The sequence below is a fragment of the Bacteroides ovatus genome, from assembly GCF_001314995.1.
Lineage (GTDB): Bacteria > Bacteroidota > Bacteroidia > Bacteroidales > Bacteroidaceae > Bacteroides > Bacteroides ovatus.
Genome location: NZ_CP012938.1, coordinates 1283436 through 1301832, shown reverse-complemented (window position 1 = coordinate 1301832; position 18397 = coordinate 1283436). Strand labels below are relative to the sequence as shown.

Annotated in this window: 17 protein-coding genes; 8 read left to right on the top strand and 9 right to left on the bottom strand. The window is 43.1% G+C overall.

Annotation, left to right across the window (positions count from 1 at the left end; genetic code table 11):
* Positions 1–2: 2 nt before the first annotated feature.
* Positions 3–764, top strand: coding sequence for an exodeoxyribonuclease III (locus Bovatus_RS05290; RefSeq protein ID WP_004295598.1), 762 nt, complete (start codon positions 3–5; stop codon positions 762–764).
* Here Bovatus_RS05290 and Bovatus_RS05285 read toward each other — a convergent pair.
* Both Bovatus_RS05285 and Bovatus_RS05280 read right to left on the bottom strand, forming a co-directional pair.
* Positions 759–1166 carry a secondary thiamine-phosphate synthase enzyme YjbQ gene (locus Bovatus_RS05285; protein ID WP_004295599.1) on the bottom strand — a complete coding sequence of 136 codons (408 nt, stop codon included), beginning with the start codon at positions 1164–1166 and terminating at the stop codon, positions 759–761. The genes Bovatus_RS05290 and Bovatus_RS05285 overlap by 6 nt on opposite strands.
* An 11-nt stretch (positions 1167–1177) precedes the next feature.
* Positions 1178–1444 carry a hypothetical protein gene (locus Bovatus_RS05280; protein ID WP_004295600.1) on the bottom strand — a complete coding sequence of 89 codons (267 nt, stop codon included), beginning with the start codon at positions 1442–1444 and terminating at the stop codon, positions 1178–1180.
* Positions 1445–1536: 92 nt separating this feature from the next.
* Between Bovatus_RS05280 and Bovatus_RS05275 the strand changes: the two genes are divergently transcribed.
* The 4 genes from Bovatus_RS05275 to Bovatus_RS05260 all read left to right on the top strand — a co-directional run bounded on the left by Bovatus_RS05275 (position 1537) and on the right by Bovatus_RS05260 (position 5577).
* Complete coding sequence (locus Bovatus_RS05275) at positions 1537–1995, top strand: C-GCAxxG-C-C family protein (protein WP_004295601.1); 459 nt, start codon at positions 1537–1539, stop codon at positions 1993–1995.
* A 153-nt stretch (positions 1996–2148) separates the two neighbouring features.
* Positions 2149–2349: a winged helix-turn-helix domain-containing protein gene (locus Bovatus_RS05270; protein WP_004295603.1), complete on the top strand. Its 201-nt coding sequence runs from the start codon at positions 2149–2151 to the stop codon at positions 2347–2349.
* Positions 2350–2477: 128 nt separating this feature from the next.
* Positions 2478–4259, top strand: coding sequence for a translation elongation factor 4 (gene lepA / locus Bovatus_RS05265; RefSeq protein ID WP_004295604.1), 1782 nt, complete (start codon positions 2478–2480; stop codon positions 4257–4259).
* A 139-nt stretch (positions 4260–4398) separates the two neighbouring features.
* Positions 4399–5577, top strand: a complete 1179-nt coding sequence (locus Bovatus_RS05260) for a hypothetical protein (RefSeq protein ID WP_004295605.1) — start codon at positions 4399–4401, stop codon at positions 5575–5577.
* 155 nt (positions 5578–5732) lie between these two features.
* Here Bovatus_RS05260 and Bovatus_RS05255 read toward each other — a convergent pair whose 3' ends face one another.
* The 4 genes from Bovatus_RS05255 to Bovatus_RS05240 all read right to left on the bottom strand — a co-directional run bounded on the left by Bovatus_RS05255 (position 5733) and on the right by Bovatus_RS05240 (position 10298).
* Entirely contained in the window at positions 5733–6968 is a 1236-nt protein-coding gene (locus Bovatus_RS05255; RefSeq protein WP_004295606.1) for a DNA recombination protein RmuC, read from the bottom strand.
* The gene (gene map / locus Bovatus_RS05250; protein WP_004295607.1) at positions 6968–7822 is read right to left on the bottom strand and encodes a type I methionyl aminopeptidase; all 855 of its coding nucleotides are present in this window, start codon (positions 7820–7822) and stop codon (positions 6968–6970) included. The genes Bovatus_RS05255 and map overlap by 1 nt, the downstream gene beginning before the upstream one ends.
* Before the next feature lie 100 nt (positions 7823–7922).
* Positions 7923–8546, bottom strand: a complete 624-nt coding sequence (locus tag Bovatus_RS05245) for a DUF4858 domain-containing protein (protein ID WP_004295608.1) — start codon at positions 8544–8546, stop codon at positions 7923–7925.
* Positions 8547–8657: 111 nt separating this feature from the next.
* Positions 8658–10298, bottom strand: a complete 1641-nt coding sequence (locus Bovatus_RS05240; protein ID WP_059365509.1) for a B12-binding domain-containing radical SAM protein — start codon at positions 10296–10298, stop codon at positions 8658–8660.
* 111 nt (positions 10299–10409) lie between these two features.
* Here Bovatus_RS05240 and Bovatus_RS05235 point away from each other — a divergent pair, with 111 nt between their 5' ends.
* On the top strand, positions 10410–10823 hold the full coding sequence (locus Bovatus_RS05235; RefSeq protein WP_004295611.1) for a hypothetical protein: 414 nt from the start codon (positions 10410–10412) through the stop codon (positions 10821–10823).
* 70 nt (positions 10824–10893) lie between these two features.
* Here the strand turns inward: Bovatus_RS05235 and Bovatus_RS05230 are convergent, their stop codons facing one another.
* Positions 10894–11814, bottom strand: coding sequence for an RluA family pseudouridine synthase (locus Bovatus_RS05230; RefSeq protein WP_052587797.1), 921 nt, complete (start codon positions 11812–11814; stop codon positions 10894–10896).
* Positions 11815–11850: 36 nt separating this feature from the next.
* Positions 11851–13215 (bottom strand): 23S rRNA (uracil(1939)-C(5))-methyltransferase RlmD, encoded by a 1365-nt coding sequence (gene rlmD, locus Bovatus_RS05225; protein ID WP_052587811.1) that lies wholly within the window; start codon positions 13213–13215, stop codon positions 11851–11853.
* Between the two features lie 253 nt (positions 13216–13468).
* Here rlmD and ppdK point away from each other — a divergent pair, with 253 nt between their 5' ends.
* Complete coding sequence (ppdK, locus tag Bovatus_RS05220) at positions 13469–16189, top strand: pyruvate, phosphate dikinase (protein WP_004295614.1); 2721 nt, start codon at positions 13469–13471, stop codon at positions 16187–16189.
* A gap of 323 nt (positions 16190–16512) precedes the next feature.
* Complete coding sequence (locus Bovatus_RS05215; protein ID WP_004295615.1) at positions 16513–18006, top strand: site-specific integrase; 1494 nt, start codon at positions 16513–16515, stop codon at positions 18004–18006.
* A gap of 88 nt (positions 18007–18094) precedes the next feature.
* Here Bovatus_RS05215 and Bovatus_RS05210 read toward each other — a convergent pair whose 3' ends face one another.
* Entirely contained in the window at positions 18095–18319 is a 225-nt protein-coding gene (locus Bovatus_RS05210) for a hypothetical protein (RefSeq protein WP_004295616.1), read from the bottom strand.
* Between the last annotated feature and the right edge of the window lie 78 nt (positions 18320–18397).

Sequence of the window (18397 nt, the reverse complement as noted above, 5' to 3'; positions counted from 1 at the left end):
CGATGAAGATTATTACTTATAATGTGAACGGACTACGTGCTGCCGTATCTAAAGGTTTGCCGGAATGGCTGGCGCAGGAGAATCCTGATATTCTTTGTCTGCAAGAGACGAAACTGCAACCGGACCAGTATCCGGGAGAGGTGTTTGAAGCGTTGGGTTACAAGTCTTATTTGTATTCGGCGCAGAAGAAAGGATACAGTGGAGTGGCCATACTTACCAAGCAGGAACCGGACCATGTGGAATATGGGATGGGAATGGAGGCTTATGATAATGAAGGACGTTTTATCCGGGCGGATTTCGGAGACTTATCGGTAGTCAGTGTTTATCACCCTTCGGGGACGAGCGGGGACGAACGCCAGGCTTTTAAAATGGCGTGGCTGGAAGATTTTCAAAAGTATGTGATGGAGTTGCAGAAGTCCCGTCCCAATTTGATTCTTTGTGGCGATTATAATATCTGCCATGAGCCGATCGACATTCATGATCCTGTCCGGAATGCAACAAACAGTGGTTTCCTTCCTGAAGAGCGGGAGTGGATGACACGTTTCCTGTCTGCGGGGTATGTTGATTCTTTCCGTACGCTTTGTCCCGAAAAACAGGAATATACCTGGTGGAGCTATCGTTTTAATTCGCGTGCCAAAAATAAGGGTTGGAGAATTGACTATTGCATGGTTAGTGAGCCGGTACGCCCGCTGTTGAAACGTGCGTATATCCTGAATGAGGCCGTACATTCCGATCATTGTCCGATGGCGTTGGAAATATTATAGGATAGTAATACTCAATTTACGGGTGTCTCCTCCGTCGCGAAATTCGCAGAGGTAGACACCTTGCCATATTCCCAGGTTCAGGCGGTGATTCTTGATGGGGATAGTGACCGAGCTTCCTATCAGGGAGGCTTTTATATGGGCGCTCATATCGTCGGGGCCTTCGAGGGTATGGATGAAATAGGGGGCACCGTCGGGAACCAGTTTATTAAAGAATGTCTGGAAGTCATGCCGTACGTCCGGGTCTGCATTTTCGTTGATAGTTAGTCCGGCAGAGGTGTGTTTGATAAAGATTACCAGCAGGCCACTTTCGGGAAGTGCTGGTAGTTGTGAAATGATATCACGCGTGATTAAATGAAATCCACGCGAGTAATGAGGGAGTTGAATATCGAATGTTGTAGCCATTGTTTTATCTCTTAGAATTTGGAGGGTGGATTCAGGTCCACATAGGGGTCGTTGATAGCTGACGCCATCATTGCATTGACGGCAATTCCTGCATCCTCTTTATAATTTCTTCTCTTGTTCCATTCACGTACATCTTTGAGAGTGACATCACGTTTCTTTCTGTTTTGGGGAAAACCACTTTTTCTTTTCCTGTCAGCATATTCATCCTTTCTGGCTGCGCTTATCATAGCTTGGATGGCAATGGCTGTCGATTCTTTATATGAAATAGTTTTGTTCATATTTTCTTTTTTTTGATTTTAATCTTTACGCCCTATCTGATGCAAAGATACTTTTTTATATTTTTGTGCGAAATAAAAATGCAAAATAGTTTATGGAAGATAGAATACAGAAAGCAGTGGAGCTTTTTAAGAGCGGATATAACTGTTCACAGTCGGTAGTAGCGGCCTTTGCGGATATGTATGGATTTACACAGGAACAGGCGTTGCGTATGGGTGCTTCCTTTGGTGGGGGGATAGGACGAATGCGTGAAACGTGTGGAGCTGCCTGCGGCATGTTTTTGGTGGCGGGCCTGGAAACCGGCGCTACGGAAGCGACAGACCGGGAAGGAAAAGCTGCCAATTATGCGGTGGTGCAAGAACTGGCGGCTGAATTTAAGAAGCGTAACGGCTCGCTGATTTGTGGCGAATTGTTGGGATTAAAGAAAAAAGATCCCGTTTCAACGATTCCGGAAGAGCGTACTGCTCAATATTATAGCAAGCGTCCTTGCGCTAAAATGGTGGAAGAAGCGGCAAGAATTTGGTCTGAATATCTCGAAAAGCATCCTAAATGAAAGAAAAAATGCTTTTTTATTACAAAAACGATAAAAAAGTGCTCAATAAAGTGTTATATAACATAAAAATAACTATCTTTGTCCCCGAAATAAAATCTGAAAGTCTTTTTGACCGGATGATTTTAAGCATGTCTAACTAAAATTGCAAAGCAAATGTTGAAAGAAAAAGCTGGTGTAATTGCAGGTACTATCTGGAATGCACTGAACGAAACAGAAGGAATGACTGCCAAGCAGCTTAAAAAAGCAACTAAATTGGTTGACAAAGATCTGTTCCTCGGCCTTGGCTGGTTATTGAGAGAAGACAAAGTCTCTGTGGAAGAAGTTGAAGGTGAACTCTTCATCAAATTGATCTAAGCGAGTAACTCACTTAAGCAATAAAAAAATGCGTTGGTACATGATCATAATGTTATCAACGCATTTTTTTTTATTCCGCCATTTACGTATCTTTGCACACCAAAAAGATAAAATAATAAGAATTCAGAATGAAGAATATTCGCAACTTTTGCATTATTGCTCATATTGACCACGGTAAGTCAACGTTGGCCGACCGTCTGTTGGAGTTTACTAACACCATTCAGGTGACTTCAGGGCAGATGCTTGATAATATGGATCTGGAAAAAGAAAGAGGGATCACTATCAAGAGCCATGCGATCCAGATGGAATATACTTATCAGGGGGAGAAGTATGTCCTTAACCTGATTGATACTCCGGGACACGTGGACTTTTCGTATGAGGTGTCACGTTCTATCGCTGCATGTGAAGGGGCATTGCTGATTGTCGATGCTTCGCAGGGAGTGCAGGCGCAGACGATCTCGAATCTGTATATGGCCATTGAACACGACCTTGAGATTATTCCGGTTATCAATAAATGCGATATGGCGAGCGCCAATCCCGAAGAAGTGGAGGACGAAATCGTTGAACTGTTGGGTTGCAAGCGCGAGGAGGTAATCCGTGCATCCGGTAAAACGGGTATGGGAGTGGAAGAGATACTGGCTGCTGTGATTGAACGTATTCCTCATCCCGAAGGGAATGAAGAGGCGCCGTTGCAGGCTTTGATTTTCGACTCTGTATTCAACTCTTTCCGTGGAATTATAGCTTATTTCAAGATTGAAAACGGCACGATTCGCAAGGGCGACAAGGTGAAGTTTTTCAATACGGGAAAAGAGTATGATGCCGATGAAATAGGGGTGTTGAAAATGGATATGGTGCCTCGTAACGAACTTCGTACGGGGGATGTAGGATATATAATTTCCGGTATCAAAACTTCCAAAGAGGTGAAGGTGGGAGATACCATTACACATATTGCCCGTCCGTGTGACAAGGCTATTGCCGGGTTTGAGGAGGTGAAGCCGATGGTGTTTGCCGGAGTGTATCCGATTGAGGCGGAAGATTTTGAAGATCTTCGCGCGTCTTTGGAAAAGTTGCAGCTGAATGATGCGTCGTTGACTTTCCAGCCGGAGTCTTCATTGGCTTTGGGTTTTGGTTTCCGTTGCGGTTTCCTCGGATTGCTCCACATGGAAATTGTGCAGGAGCGTCTGGATCGTGAGTTTGACATGAATGTGATTACTACGGTACCGAATGTGTCCTACCATATATATGATAAGCAGGGCAATATGAAGGAGGTGCACAACCCCGGTGGTATGCCCGACCCGACGATGATTGACCATATCGAGGAACCGTATATCAAAGCGTCTATTATTACAACGACTGATTATATCGGTTCGATTATGACGCTTTGTCTGGGTAAGCGTGGTGAATTGATTAAACAGGAATATATCTCCGGTAACCGGGTGGAAATCTATTACAATATGCCTTTGGGAGAAATTGTGATTGACTTTTATGATAAGTTGAAGAGTATTTCCAAAGGGTATGCGTCGTTTGATTATCATCCGAATGGTTTCCGTACTTCGAAGCTGGTGAAGCTGGATATTTTGTTGAACGGTGAGCCTGTGGATGCACTTTCTACTTTGACACATATTGACAATGCTTACGATATGGGACGCCGGATGTGTGAGAAGCTGAAAGAGCTTATTCCGCGCCAGCAGTTTGATATTGCCATTCAGGCAGCTATCGGGGCTAAGATTATTTCCCGTGAAACGATTAAGGCTGTTCGTAAGGATGTGACAGCGAAGTGTTATGGTGGTGACGTGAGCCGTAAACGTAAACTGCTTGAAAAGCAGAAAAAAGGTAAAAAACGAATGAAACAAATCGGTAACGTGGAAGTGCCGCAAAAAGCCTTCCTCGCCGTACTGAAGCTGGATTAAAAATACTGCCGCAAGCAATTTTTCAGAGATCTGTTCTGAACAAATTGACTTGCGGTTAGTTTTTAATACACCAGGTGATTGCCTTCTGTCTGCAGAGCTTTCCTTGGCAATTACTTTTTAGCAACAAACAACTATAAATATGAGAAAAGTTCTGTCTTTTTCGGGCTTCCTGATGTTGGGGCTCGTGGTTTCGCAATTCCTGCCGATGATGGCAGGAGATGGGTATGGAGCTGTTAAATCCATATCGAATGTACTACTCTATGTATGTCTTAGTTTTATAATGATTAATGTAGGCCGTGAGTTCGTCCTTGATAAAACGCGGTGGAAAAGTTACGCTCAAGATTATTTTATTGCAATGGCTACGGCTGCTTTACCGTGGTTTATGATTGCCATTTATTATGTGTTTATTTTGCTTCCGCCCGAGTTTTGGAATAGTTGGGAAGCGTGGAAGGAGAATTTATTGTTAAGCCGTTTTGCTGCACCTACATCAGCCGGTATTCTGTTTACGATGTTGGCGGCTATCGGACTGAAGTCCAGTTGGATTTATAAGAAGATACAGGTATTGGCAATTTTCGATGACTTGGATACGATTCTTTTAATGATTCCTCTTCAGATTATGATGATCGGGCTGCGCTGGCAGTTGATTATTGTGGTGGTGATTGTGTTCTTGTTTTTGTCGATCGGCTGGCAAAGATTGAATAAGTATGATTGGCGTCAGGATTGGAAGGCTATCCTCTTTTATTCAGTGATTATATTTCTGGCTACTCAAATACTGTATCTGGGGAGTAAAGAATTGTATGGGGACGAGGGAAGTATTCATATTGAAGTCCTGTTGCCGGCATTTGTTCTGGGTATGATTATGAAACATAAGGAACATGACACACCTGTGGAACGAAAGGTGTCTACCGGGATTTCATTTTTCTTCATGTTTCTGGTGGGAATGAGTATGCCGCATTTTATCGGAGTGAACTTTGCGGAGACTCATGCAGGTTCTTATTCTGTAACGGGATCGCAGGAGATGATGTCGTGGGGAATGATTATGTTTCATGTGGTGATTGTCTCTTTATTGTCGAATATAGGAAAGCTTTGTCCGATGTTCTTCTATCGTGACCGGAAATTAAGTGAGCGACTGGCTCTTTCCATCGGTATGTTTACCCGTGGTGAGGTAGGAGCCGGAATCATTTTCATTGCATTGGGATATAACTTGGGTGGCCCGGCATTGGTTATTTCAGTGCTTACTCTGGTATTGAATCTGATTCTGACGGGTATCTTCGTTCTTTGGGTGAAGAATTTGGCTTTGCGGAGTTATGCGGATTGACGTGATATGGAAATGTTGTAGAGCATTTTCTGTTTAGTGTGGAGGTGTGTCGAAACACTTTCTCTAATTTTTTTAGGCACGGATTATACGAATTGCACGGATAAGTTTATTTTCTTTCCGTGTTTATCGTGTAATCCGTGCCTAAATAATATCAGTTAGTAATCTGTCAAATCGTCCTCTACGTCAATAGGGAGAATCTTTTGACTTTCTTCGTGTGGCAACTGTTCCACTTGCCGCAGTTTGCGTTCGATGGCACGTGTTCGTTTTCCCATGACTTCTTCGAGTTGGTCACCGGCGCTTTGCAAGTTCTTTTGTACTTTTTCAAGTAATCCTCCGAATTTACTGAATTCTGTTTTGACAGCTCCCAATACGGTCCAGACTTCTCCGGTACGTTTTTGGATAGCAAGCGTGCGGAACCCCATCTGAAGACTGTTGAGGATGGCGCCTAATGTTGTCGGACCTGTAACTACAATCTTATACTCCTTTTGGAGTGTTTCGATGAGACTGGTGCGTCGGATTACTTCGGCATATATGCTTTCAAACGGGAGGAACATGATGGCAAAATCTGTGGTAAAAGGCGGGTCTACATATTTATCATGGATGTCTTTTGCCATCTTTTTGATTGTATTTTCCAATTGCTTGCCAGACGATTCCATCAATGCTGCGTCTCCCGCTTCGAATGCGTCATAATATTGTTCGTATATATCTTTCGGAAATTTGGCGTCGATGGGGAGGTAGACGGTGCTGTTGGCGTCATCTTTTCCCGGAAGCTTGATGGCAAATTCTACAAATTCGGTTCCGCTCTTTTTTGTTTTGACATTGGCGTCGTACTGTTCGGGGCTCATCATTTGTTCTAAGAGTGCACCCAGTTGGACTTCGCCGAACGTTCCTCTCATCTTTACGTTGCTCAATACCTTTTTTAGTCCGCCGACATCTTGAGCAAGAGATTTCATTTCTCCCAGTCCTTTTTGCACGTTCTCAAGTTGCGAACGGACGATTTCGAATGATTGACCGATACGTTCATTCAGGGTTTTCTGGAGCTTTTCTTCCACCATCAGGCGCATGTCATCCAGTCGTTTCTCGGTGGATTTCAGTAATGCTTCCTGCTGGCGGGCCATCATGTCGAATTTCTGTCGTTGCAGTTCTCCGGTGGTCATCATATTCTTGTGCAGAACATCTTGGAGCTGTTGCATATTCTGGTTTAGCGTTTGCGTCATTTCCATGCGAAGTTCCCGGATGCTGCGGTTCAGTTCTTCCCGGTTTTCCTGCATTTGCTGGCGCAAGGCTATTTGTAATTGTTCTGCTTGAGTTTGATTGTTGCCTTTGGTTAGTGATAATACAAGTAGGACTATCATTAACACGGCAATAACAATAAGTAGAATCAGTTCCATTAATATGTCAGAATTTCGTTTCCGGTTTCAGTAATCAGAATCATATTTTCCCATTGGGCGGAAGGCAGTCCGTCGTCGGTACAGACAGTCCATCCGTCGGCATCATCTACAAACACTTCGTAGGTTCCCATATTAATCATAGGTTCGATGGTGAAGGTCATGCCCGGCACAATCATCATGCCTGTGCCCCGGCGTCCGAAATGTTCTACGTCCGGTTCTTCATGGAATTGCATCCCTACACCATGTCCGCAGAGATCACGGACTACGCTGAATCCGTTCTTTTCTGCATGTTCCTGGATGGCGGCGCCTACATCACCCAGCTGTTTCCAGGGTTGTGCGGCAGCAATTCCTATTTCCATACATTCTTTGGTTACCTGTACTAACTTTTGCATATCAGGGTTGACGTCTCCAATCATAAACATACGGGATGCATCGGAAAAATATCCTTTGTAAATGGTGGAAACATCTACATTGATAATATCTCCGCTTTTCAGAATCTCATTTTTATTGGGTATTCCGTGGCACACTACATCGTTGATGCTGGTGCAAACACTTTTGGGAAAGCCTTCGTAGTTGAGTGGGGCAGGGATGGCACCGTGACTGGTAGTGAAATCATACACTAGCACATCAATTTCTTCGGTGGACATGCCTTCCCGGATATTCTCTGAAATATAGTCCAGCAGTGCCGTATTGATTTTGGCACTTTCCCGGATACCTTCCAGTTGCTCGGGAGTACGGAGTACTTTGCGCGGTGGAAGTTTATAACCTTGCTTTCTGTATTTCTGTATTTTTGCTTCTACTTCTGCCGGATAATTAGAGGGGGTAAACCGGAATCCCTTGATAAAGTTCTTCATTATGATAGCATATTTAATCGTATGACAAAGGTACGAGAATAAATGGAAAATATGCTTTCTTGTTTTCTAAAACTTTTCGATTCCTGATTGTCGGCACGGGTTACCATTCGTATGAAACACTAATTTGAGGTATCCATTCCCATCTTTTGCGGAGGACATTGTATTGGTATTGTACCCCTGTTTTTATTTTCCAGTTTTTATTTATTTTGAGAACAACATTACTACCCAATTGGGTGGGTTCCACTTCGGAAGGGAGGCCCCGGTGTTTTCGGGTATCAAGGTTTTGTACGCCATATATGTTGAGAGACCATTTGGGAGATAAATTATATTCTATTTGGCTTTGGATATGAAAGCAACTGGAATTTTCTGCAAAATTACTTTTACTGTGCAGCACAAGATTCTTGTTTATTCTTAACCAGGAGTAAGTGGGTAAAAAGGTGGAACCCGGTTTTAGGAATGTCTGATAAGTGCGAATGGAAGGTTTCGAAAAAATCATGGAAGATTTTAAAGTCGGTAGTGTGGGATCAAAATCTACAAATGGTTTTCGAGAGTACATGTTTTGCTCTACTTTTTCGATAAACTTTCTATTTATCTTGATCTCCTGACCGGATTCCAGCATTTGCTGAAGTCTCAATGAATCCTGTTTGTTCCATTCTTGTCCTGTTGCGGATAAGGGGAACAATAATAGGCAAAAAATATTGAATTGATATTTTCGAATGTCCATACACTGTGCTAGTAAAGTTTATTGTATGGACGGTGGAAAACAGGAAATGCTGCTCTAAACGATTAGCGACTAATAATAATTTCACATAATATGAGAATACTTTTCTTTTATTTATGATAGTTTTTTAGCCTTGAAAACCGGTTGTATCTTCTGAATCTCCGATTCAAAACCAAACCAGTAACCATGTCCTTCTTCATCGGTGGGAAGGAAACATAATCGTAGATTCTCGCGATATGCTCCGTATTCTATTTCCCAGTTTTCAGGTGGTAGCTGTCTTTTGGTTCTTACTTTTTCTGCCGGAGCTTTTTTTAATGACATACCCGCTTCTATCCATGCAATGCTGACTTGTGTCAGGTAGTCGGGATAATGATTCTTGCAGAAGTCATAGAGGATTAATCCTCTTTTTTCCAGGCTAAGAGGGGTGTCAATCACATCTGTTTGAACTAAATGATCGAGTAACTCATGTATAAAATGAGGGTTTTCGAGAATGAGTATCCGTGTGATGCTTCGCCAAGTTGGGGTATTATAGAAACCGTCTAACAGGCGGGACAAATAATGTGCTGTCTGTAATTCATCTACGGTGATCTCACGAGTTTGAAGAACTTCGTATGGAGGGAGTGGAGAGTACTGTATGCCTAACTCGTCCGCTCTTCTTTTCATTTCGGTGCCCGGAAGTAATTTGAGGGATTCCAGTTGGATTTCTCCTGCGCCATACTCTGCTAAAGTACGGACATCATCGAAAATTTCTGATAGATGGTAGAGTGGGAGCCCTGCTATTAAGTCGGCATGAGTTTCCATGTTTTCAAGGGAACATAGATACTTGAGTCCGGCCAAAGCATCGGAGAGTTTTCCTATTCTCCGGCTTTGTTCAAGCACGTTTTCCCGAAGGCTTTGGATTCCGGCTTCCAGGTGCAGCAGTCCTTTAGGAAGGGTGGCTAATTCCTGTTTGAGTTCATCGGAAAGGAGTGCAGGATGAATTTCCAGATGAAAACAGATATCCGGGTATTCGCGGAATAGATTTAATAGTTCTTTTGCCCGTTTGTTGTTGTAATTGAAAGTGCGGTCCAGTACCCGTACATTCTTGATTCCGTGTTGGTGTATCACGTCAAGACGTTTCAGGGTTGCTTCAAGAGATAGGGTGCGAACCGGTTTTTCACCTCCACTGACACAAAAGGCACAGGTGTTAAAACATCCGCGGGTAGTTTCTAATTGCACAAAGGGTTTGCTCCAATTGAAGAAACGGCTCTCTTCAGGAGGGACTAATTCGGAAAAGTTCATGACACGGGCGAGCCCGTTGTCATGGTATGCTTCCGATTCATCCAGATAGCAGAGTCCTGTGATTGATTTCCATTCTTTTCTTGGCTGATTCCACACTTTTAACCATAAAGGAAATACTTCTTCACCTTCTCCGCGAAACACTCCGCTTACAAATTTGTTCTTATATAAGAAAGCTTCATTATCTCCTAAAAACTCGGGACCTCCGAGTATAACACAGCAGTGAGGTAGTAACGCTTTTGCGCGTGAAACGATGTGCAGGAGTTGCTCGTGATTAAATAGCCAGTTGGTAGCTGCAATGATGTCCGGTTGATGGCGGTAGATTTGATTGACGACACTACCGGTATTTTCATTGATAGTGGCGGAGACCGTACACCATTCAATGTCTGTATTATTTGCTATCTGGGCATGTAAGGCTGGCAATGCCAGCGAAGAATGAGCGTACGAACTATTTAAATCAAGCCAAAGAAGTTTCATGTGGAAAATTTAATATTATCTTTGCAAAGGTACAAAAAACTTGTGGCTTGTGATGTATAGTAAATATAAAATGCTAATTTTGTATTAATAAACGCAATAAACTAGAGAATTATGAAAATGATAAAGAGATATGCAGGTATCTTGATGATGCTGACTTTATTGGTTGGCTTTACTTCGTGTGAGAGTGAAGAAGAGACAGAATTTAATCTGCCTGGCGAGTGGTATACTAATGAAGAAATTGATTTCGGGGCATATACCTGGGGAAGAGGTACGCTCATGACATTTAATGCGAGAAATCAAGGAACGATTGGTTCTGCTGGTGATCCAAATTATCTGGTTTTTGAGTGGAGATGGATTGATGGAGGATATAATTCAATGGAATTATTTTTCTACGGTGACCGCACTTATGCCTATATTTGGGGTGCAGAAGCTACCGGCAGGACATTTAGTGGAACATGGTATAATAATTGGCAGGATTTTAGAGATAGAATAGATGGACAGCCATTTTATATGAGGCGTCAATAAAATAATAATGAAGATTAAAAATAAAGCCAGAGTCGATTATGATTCTGGCTTTATTTTTGAATATAGGAATTTATTTTTTCAGAAACAACTTCTTAAACTCCGCCGGATAAGGTGTCTCGAACTCCATCAAATCTCCCGTTACCGGATGATAGAAACAAAGTTTGAAAGCATGGAGTGCCAGTCGTCCGATAGGGTTGGGAGCATCTTCTCTTCCATATCTTCCATCACCGATAATAGGATGTCCTAAATCTTGCATGTGTACACGAATCTGATTCTTTCGGCCGGTTTCCAAATCGAGTTCCAACAGAGAATATCCGTTGGCACGTTTGATGGTCTTATAGTGGGTAATAGATTTTGATCCACCGTCATCATATTCACTGGAACTTACATAAAGCGTTTTATCAGTCAGCCAGGAAACGACTGTATCATAATCTTTTTCCATACTTCCCTCCACCACAGCTACATATCGACGGTCAGTCACGATATCGTGCCAGTTATCACGTAGTGTCCGCTGTGTTTTTTCGTCTTTAGCAAACATCATCAGGCCGGAAGTGTCCCTGTCCAGGCGATGAACGATAAACACACGGAATTGACGTCCGGAACGTTGCACGTATTCGTTAAGTATTGTATAGGCTGTGCGCTCTTTCTGTCTTTCTGTATTGACTGATAAAAGTCCTTGCATCTTTTCGACAACAATGATATATGCGTCTTCATACACGATTTTCAGCAGTCTGTTATTAAATTCTTTTTTTCCCTTTTGTTTGCTGATTTGCACTTTCATGCCCGCTTCAAGGGGAAAGTTGAATTGTGTGGTTATCACATTATCAACAAATACAACCCGCTTACTTAATAATGATTTTAATTTCGTACGACTTGCGTCCGGCATCTTGGCAGCCAGGAACTCCATTAGTTCCATGGGTTCTTTCACTGCATAATTGGTATATTGAGCACGTGCTTTTTCAGCAGGAGTTTTTCTAGGTCTTTTTCCCATTTCTTTTTTCTTTTGAAATTCTATTATCACCACGGATTATCGAAGTTCCAGCAACACCACATTTTCTACGTGGTGGGTGTGAGGGAACATATCTACCGGTTGAATGGCTTTCACCTTGTATTTCTCATCGAGTAATTGCAAATCCCGTGCTTGAGTAGCAGGATTACAACTTACATACACAATCCGTTTCGGTTCGGCAAACAAGATGACATCAACTACATCCTGGTGCATACCGGCACGAGGAGGATCAGTAATGATTACATCCGGGCGTCCATGCTGATTGATGAAATCCTGCGTCAGTATATCCTTCATATCACCGGCATAAAACAATGCATTCTTGATATCATTGATTTCTGCATTTACCTTTGCGTCTTCGATAGCTTCCGGCACATATTCGATACCGATTACCTGGCGAGCCTGGCGTGATACGAAGTTGGCGATTGTTCCCGTTCCTGTATAGAGGTCATATACCAGTTCGTTGCCTGTTAATCCGGCAAATTCACGGGCTACTTTATATAAATTATAAGCCTGTTCCGAGTTGGTCTGATAGAATGATTTCGGTCCTACTTTGAAACGCAGTCCCTCCATTTCTTCAAAGATGTGATCTTTCCCTTTAAATACATGCACATCCAAATCATTGATTGTGTCATTGCACTTATTATTAATAATGTATAGAAGAGAAGTGATTTCTGGGAAAGAGTCCGCTACGAATTGGAGTAACTGCTTGAACAGTTCCATTTCGTGATCTTCTGTAATCTTGCAAATGACGATTACCATCAGTTCGCCAGTTGAAGAGGTGCGTACAATCATATTCCGCAGCATACCTTCCTGTGTGCGCAGATTGATGAAAGAGTAATCGTGTGCGTAAGCGTAGTCACGTACAGCGTTGCGGATACGGTTGGATATATCATCCTGTAACCAGCATTTCTCAATAGCCAGCACCTTGTCAAAGGCTCCCGGAATGTGGAAACCCACCGCATTCATCTGGTCATACTTCACATCCTGATGAACTTCTTCGTTTGTCAACCAGCGTTTATTTGAGAAGGTGAATTCCAGTTTGTTCCTGTAGAATTCCGTCTTGTCAGAACCGAGAATCGGAGAAATTTCGGGAAGTTCGATTTTCCCGATACGTCTCAAATTATCTTCCACTTGCTTTTGCTTATATCTGATCTGCTCCGAATAGGGGAGCACTTGCCACTTGCAGCCACCGCATACGCCATAGTGTTGGCAGAAAGGAACAGCGCGATTGGGCGACAGCTCGTGAAACTTCACCGCTTCAGCTTCGGCATATTTATTCTTTTTACGCTTGATTTGCAGGTCTACGACATCACCCGGCACTACATAGGGAACAAAAATCACCAGGTCGTTTACTTTTGCGATGGCTTTTCCTTCGGCAGCCACATCCATGATTGTTACCTTCTCCAATAAGGGAAGCTCTTTTTTCTTTCTTGCCACTTTTACACCAGTCTAATAATTACTTTGCAAAAGTAGGTATTTTTTTTGGAAAAAATTCGGGTATACAGAAATATTCCGGATTGTAATGTCGAAATTGCATTTTGATAGAAAGTTTTTTCGCAAAAAGTTTTCAAGTTTGCGAAATATCCTTAGATTTGCGAACAGAAAAAAATCATAATGTAACTTTAAACACAATATTATGGATAAAAAAAGAGTTTATACCTTTGGTAATGGTCAGGCAGAAGGAAAGGCTGACATGAAGAATTTGCTCGGTGGTAAGGGAGCCAACCTTGCAGAAATGAATTTAATCGGAATTCCTGTCCCTCCCGGATTCACAATAACTACAGATGTTTGTACGGAATACAATACGTTAGGACGTGATAAAGTGGTTGAGCTACTGAAAGATGAAGTGGTAAAAGCAATCACTCACGTGGAAACGTTGATGAAATCTAAATTCGGTGACGTTGAAAATCCTTTGTTGGTGTCTGTACGTTCCGGTGCGCGCGCATCTATGCCGGGTATGATGGATACGATTCTGAACTTGGGATTGAATGACGAAGTGGTAGAAGGTATTATCCGTAAGACAGGTAATGCACGCTTTGCATGGGACTCTTATCGTCGTTTTGTGCAGATGTACGGTGACGTAGTATTGGGCATGAAGCCTACCAATAAAGATGATATCGACCCGTTCGAAGCAATCATTGAAGAGGTGAAGAAAGCGAAAGGGGTAGAATTGGATAACGAGTTGAAAGTGGAAGACTTGCAGGAACTCGTAAAGAAATTTAAAGCTGCCGTAAAGGAACAGACCGGAAAAGATTTCCCGACTGGTGCATACGAACAACTTTGGGGAGCTATATGTGCCGTATTTGATTCATGGATGAATGAACGCGCTATCCTTTACCGTAAGATGGAAAGTATACCTGATGAATGGGGTACAGCTGTCAATGTACAGGCTATGGTGTTCGGTAATATGGGTGAAACTTCGGCTACTGGTGTTTGTTTCTCACGTGATGCTGGTACGGGTGAAGACCTTTTCAATGGTGAATATCTGATTAACGCACAAGGTGAAGATGTAGTGGCCGGTATCCGTACTCCGCAACAGATCACCAAGATTGGTTCTCAACGTTGGGCTGTATTGGCTGGTGTGACCGAAGATGTTCGCGCAGCAAAGTTCCCTTCCATGGAAGAGGCAATGCCGGAAATCTATAAAGAATTAGATGCTCTCCAGACTAAACTGGAAAATCATTATAAAGATATGCAGGACATGGAGTTCACCGTACAAGAAGGTAAACTCTGGTTTCTTCAGACACGTAACGGTAAGCGTACAGGTGCTGCCATGGTGAAGATCGCTATGGATTTGCTCCGTCAGGGCATGATTGACGAAAAGACTGCTTTGATGCGCGTGGAACCGAATAAACTCGATGAATTGCTTCACCCTGTATTCGATAAGGATGCTTTGAAGAAAGCCAAAGTGTTGACTCGTGGTCTTCCGGCTTCTCCGGGTGCTGCAACCGGTCAGGTGGTGTTCTTTGCTGACGACGCTGCTGAATGGCATGCTGCCGGTAAACGTGTGGTAATGGTTCGTATCGAAACTTCTCCGGAAGACTTGGCCGGTATGGCAGTTGCCGAAGGTATTCTTACGGCTCGTGGCGGTATGACTTCTCATGCTGCTGTTGTGGCTCGTGGTATGGGTAAATGTTGTGTATCGGGTGCAGGTGCATTGAATATCGATTATAAAAACCGTACCGTAGAAATTGACGGTGTTGTGTTGAAAGAAGGCGATTATATCTCTCTGAACGGAAGTACAGGTGTGGTATATAATGGTAAGGTAGAAACACAGGCTGCAGAACTTTCCGGTGACTTTGCCGAATTAATGACGCTAGCTGATAAGTATACTCGTCTGCAGGTACGTACGAATGCGGATACTCCTCATGATGCGGAAGTGGCTCGTAACTTCGGTGCAGTAGGTATTGGGCTTTGCCGTACGGAACACATGTTCTTCGAAGGTGAAAAGATCAAGGCAATGCGTGAAATGATTCTGGCGGAAAATGCAGAAGGACGTCGTAAAGCATTGGCTAAGATTCTTCCATACCAACAGGAAGACTTTAAGGGCATCTTTAAAGCAATGGCTGGTTGCCCGGTAACTGTTCGTTTGCTCGATCCTCCTTTGCATGAGTTCGTTCCTCATGATTTGAAGGGACAGCAGGAAATGGCAGATACTATGGGTGTGAGCCTGCAATATATCCAGCAACGTGTAGAATCATTGTGTGAGCATAACCCGATGTTGGGTCACCGTGGTTGCCGTCTGGGAAATACTTATCCTGAAATTACGCAGATGCAGACACGTGCCATCTTGGGTGCTGCACTCGAATTGAAGAAAGAAGGAGTGGAAACTCATCCGGAAATCATGGTTCCATTAACTGGTATCTTGTATGAATTCAAGGAGCAGGAAAATGTAATCCGTGCGGAAGCTAAGAAGTTGTTTGAGGAAGTAGGAGATAGCATTGACTTCAAAGTGGGTACAATGATCGAAATTCCGCGTGCCGCTTTGACTGCCGACCGTATCGCTTCTTCTGCCGAGTTCTTCTCATTCGGTACAAATGACTTAACGCAGATGACCTTCGGTTATTCTCGTGATGATATAGCTTCTTTCCTTCCTGTTTATCTGGAAAAGAAGATTTTGAAAGTAGACCCGTTCCAGGTTCTCGATCAGAATGGTGTGGGACAGTTGGTACGTATGGCTACAGAAAAGGGCCGTGCTATCCGTCCGGATCTGAAATGTGGTATTTGTGGTGAACATGGTGGTGAGCCTTCTTCAGTGAAATTCTGTCATCGGGTAGGTTTGAACTACGTTAGTTGTTCTCCATTCAGAGTGCCGATTGCCAGATTGGCGGCGGCGCAAGCCGCCGTCGAAGAGTAGAAAATTCGATTAAATCAATATTAAACAAATATTCGCTTACTCCGGGATTACACTGGGAAATTAAGCTATTGAATATCAGTGATATATTGATGTGGCGCAGGCTGCAATAGAGGACTAAAGTCCGATACATATAAATATTAATATCAGGCTGTAATTCACTGCATTAGCGGTAATTACAGCCTGAGTTGCGTTTGGACGGTTCGTTCACTTGACCGCAAAAAATGAGCGAAATGAACGTATTTGATTACTCTCTGCTTACACTAAAATAGCCCCTGCTTACACCTGCTTACACCAATAATTTCACTGTAATAAACTGATAGGATATGACAACACTAAAAGCAATGGTAAGAAAGCCGAGAACAGATGGCTTCTACTCTGTGTACATCAGAATTGTGCACAATCGAAAACCGGGGTACATCAAAACGAATAAAATCGTTGATGCGGAACATATCACAAGTAATGGCGAACTGACAGATCCGGTCGTCAATGAGTATTGTGCTATGCTAATTAGACAATACACGGATCGGTTAAACCGAACAGACGTGTCTCTTTGGGGTATAAAAGAAGTTTTAGAGTATTTGTTAAAGGCAGACGAGGAAGTTTGTTTTAGCGAATATGCGAAATCATTTATTGGGAAAATGGAGTCCCAAGGTCGTCAGCGTACAGCAAAGAACTATCAACTCTCGGTTAATCATTTGGAACGCTATCTGGGAACGAACAAAATTATGTTTAACCATCTTACATCATCTGTATTGAGAAAATGGATAGAGCATCTATCTCAAACGAATCGTGCAAAGGAAATGTACCCCACTTGTATCCGTCAAATCTTCAAGAAGGCTATCATCGAGTTGAATGACGAGGAACGTGGTGTCATACGCATCAAATTCAATCCTTGGTTAAAGATTCAAATTCCGAAGTCTGACACCACGTTGAAACGTGCCATAAGCGCAGAAGCCTGCCGGGAGTTCTTCAACCGTCCTTTGCCTCAAACCAAGATGATTTCCTCCTTACCCGAACTTGGCAGGGATGTTGCACTTCTCTCACTCTGTATCGGTGGCATCAATACGGTAGACCTGTATAGTCTGAAAAAGAAAGACTACAATAACGGCGTAATAGGTTACAAGAGGGCGAAGACCAGGCACAGCAGAAGGGATGAAGCCTATATGGAGATGCGGATAGAACCGTTTATCCAATCAACCTTTGACAAGTATCTTTCGGACGAAGAAGACGAATACCTGTTTAACTTCCATAAGCGATACTGTGATTTCGACAGTTTCAATGCGAACGTGAACCACGGTATCCGCAAAATTTGCAGGGATATGGGCATGGAAAAAGAAGACTGCTATTGTTTCTATACATTCCGGCATACGTGGGCTACCATCGCCCAAAATGACTGCGACGCCAATCTTTTTGAAGTGGCATTCGGCATGAACCACAGCCATGGGCTGAACGTGACAAGAGGCTATGTAAAGCTCGACTTCACTCCTGCATGGAACCTTAACGCCAAGGTCATAGATTTCATCTTTTTCAGCGATGCGCAGAGCAAGCAGGGAAAGGCACTTGATTTTGAGGCACCGGCGGACAAACTGTTCCGCATTACAAAAAAGAAGATGATTTACGGACGGGCGTATTTCAAGGGTAAGGTTGTTGGAGAATTTACCGACATAGGTTTCAGCAACGTAGAAGAAGTAATATCAAGACTTGTCAAGCAACTGCCCAAAGACATCCCTATCGGTTGTACCGTCCAGTTCCGTATTACAAATTGCGATTCGGGAAGAGAGGTGGTATATGAGAGAAGCAAAGGTAAAGGCTTTTAATCGGAACAAAAACAACCTTTCAACGTAGAGGGAAAAACTTAGTCCATGCTCCATAGAGGCCGTATCAGTCATTGTGTTGGTACGGCTTTTATCGTTGCTGCCCGTCAGTATAATTCCCGGCAGATGTCCTCCTACTTCCCACAATGAAAACGAAAGCCAGCAGCAGCCCCTTTCCTAAAAGAACAAATGACTTCCTGACCAGCCATAGAGCCAGTCGAAACACCGCCCTGACCAGCCCAATGGCCAGCTTCAAAAGCAGCGCAACGATTGCGATGAGCGGCAGCAGATATATAAGAAGCAATAACTCGAACATGGTATGCAATTTTATTGTCAGAAGGCGTAACCTTATATAGGCATTCCTTATGTAAATATACTAATAATCTGTGAATTA

What these genes read in the sequence shown, in the direction of transcription:
- Bovatus_RS05290 (WP_004295598.1), top strand. Translation starts at nt 3, where the DNA reads ATGAAGATTATTACTTATAATGTGAACGGACTACGTGCTGCCGTATCT.
- Bovatus_RS05285 (WP_004295599.1), bottom strand. Translation starts at nt 1,166, where the DNA reads ATGGCTACAACATTCGATATTCAACTCCCTCATTACTCGCGTGGATTT.
- Bovatus_RS05280 (WP_004295600.1), bottom strand. Translation starts at nt 1,444, where the DNA reads ATGAACAAAACTATTTCATATAAAGAATCGACAGCCATTGCCATCCAA.
- Bovatus_RS05275 (WP_004295601.1), top strand. Translation starts at nt 1,537, where the DNA reads ATGGAAGATAGAATACAGAAAGCAGTGGAGCTTTTTAAGAGCGGATAT.
- Bovatus_RS05270 (WP_004295603.1), top strand. Translation starts at nt 2,149, where the DNA reads ATGTTGAAAGAAAAAGCTGGTGTAATTGCAGGTACTATCTGGAATGCA.
- lepA (WP_004295604.1), top strand. Translation starts at nt 2,478, where the DNA reads ATGAAGAATATTCGCAACTTTTGCATTATTGCTCATATTGACCACGGT.
- Bovatus_RS05260 (WP_004295605.1), top strand. Translation starts at nt 4,399, where the DNA reads ATGAGAAAAGTTCTGTCTTTTTCGGGCTTCCTGATGTTGGGGCTCGTG.
- Bovatus_RS05255 (WP_004295606.1), bottom strand. Translation starts at nt 6,968, where the DNA reads ATGGAACTGATTCTACTTATTGTTATTGCCGTGTTAATGATAGTCCTA.
- map (WP_004295607.1), bottom strand. Translation starts at nt 7,822, where the DNA reads ATGAAGAACTTTATCAAGGGATTCCGGTTTACCCCCTCTAATTATCCG.
- Bovatus_RS05245 (WP_004295608.1), bottom strand. Translation starts at nt 8,546, where the DNA reads ATGGACATTCGAAAATATCAATTCAATATTTTTTGCCTATTATTGTTC.
- Bovatus_RS05240 (WP_059365509.1), bottom strand. Translation starts at nt 10,298, where the DNA reads ATGAAACTTCTTTGGCTTGATTTAAATAGTTCGTACGCTCATTCTTCG.
- Bovatus_RS05235 (WP_004295611.1), top strand. Translation starts at nt 10,410, where the DNA reads ATGAAAATGATAAAGAGATATGCAGGTATCTTGATGATGCTGACTTTA.
- Bovatus_RS05230 (WP_052587797.1), bottom strand. Translation starts at nt 11,814, where the DNA reads ATGGGAAAAAGACCTAGAAAAACTCCTGCTGAAAAAGCACGTGCTCAA.
- ppdK (WP_004295614.1), top strand. Translation starts at nt 13,469, where the DNA reads ATGGATAAAAAAAGAGTTTATACCTTTGGTAATGGTCAGGCAGAAGGA.
- Bovatus_RS05215 (WP_004295615.1), top strand. Translation starts at nt 16,513, where the DNA reads ATGACAACACTAAAAGCAATGGTAAGAAAGCCGAGAACAGATGGCTTC.
- Bovatus_RS05210 (WP_004295616.1), bottom strand. Translation starts at nt 18,319, where the DNA reads ATGTTCGAGTTATTGCTTCTTATATATCTGCTGCCGCTCATCGCAATC.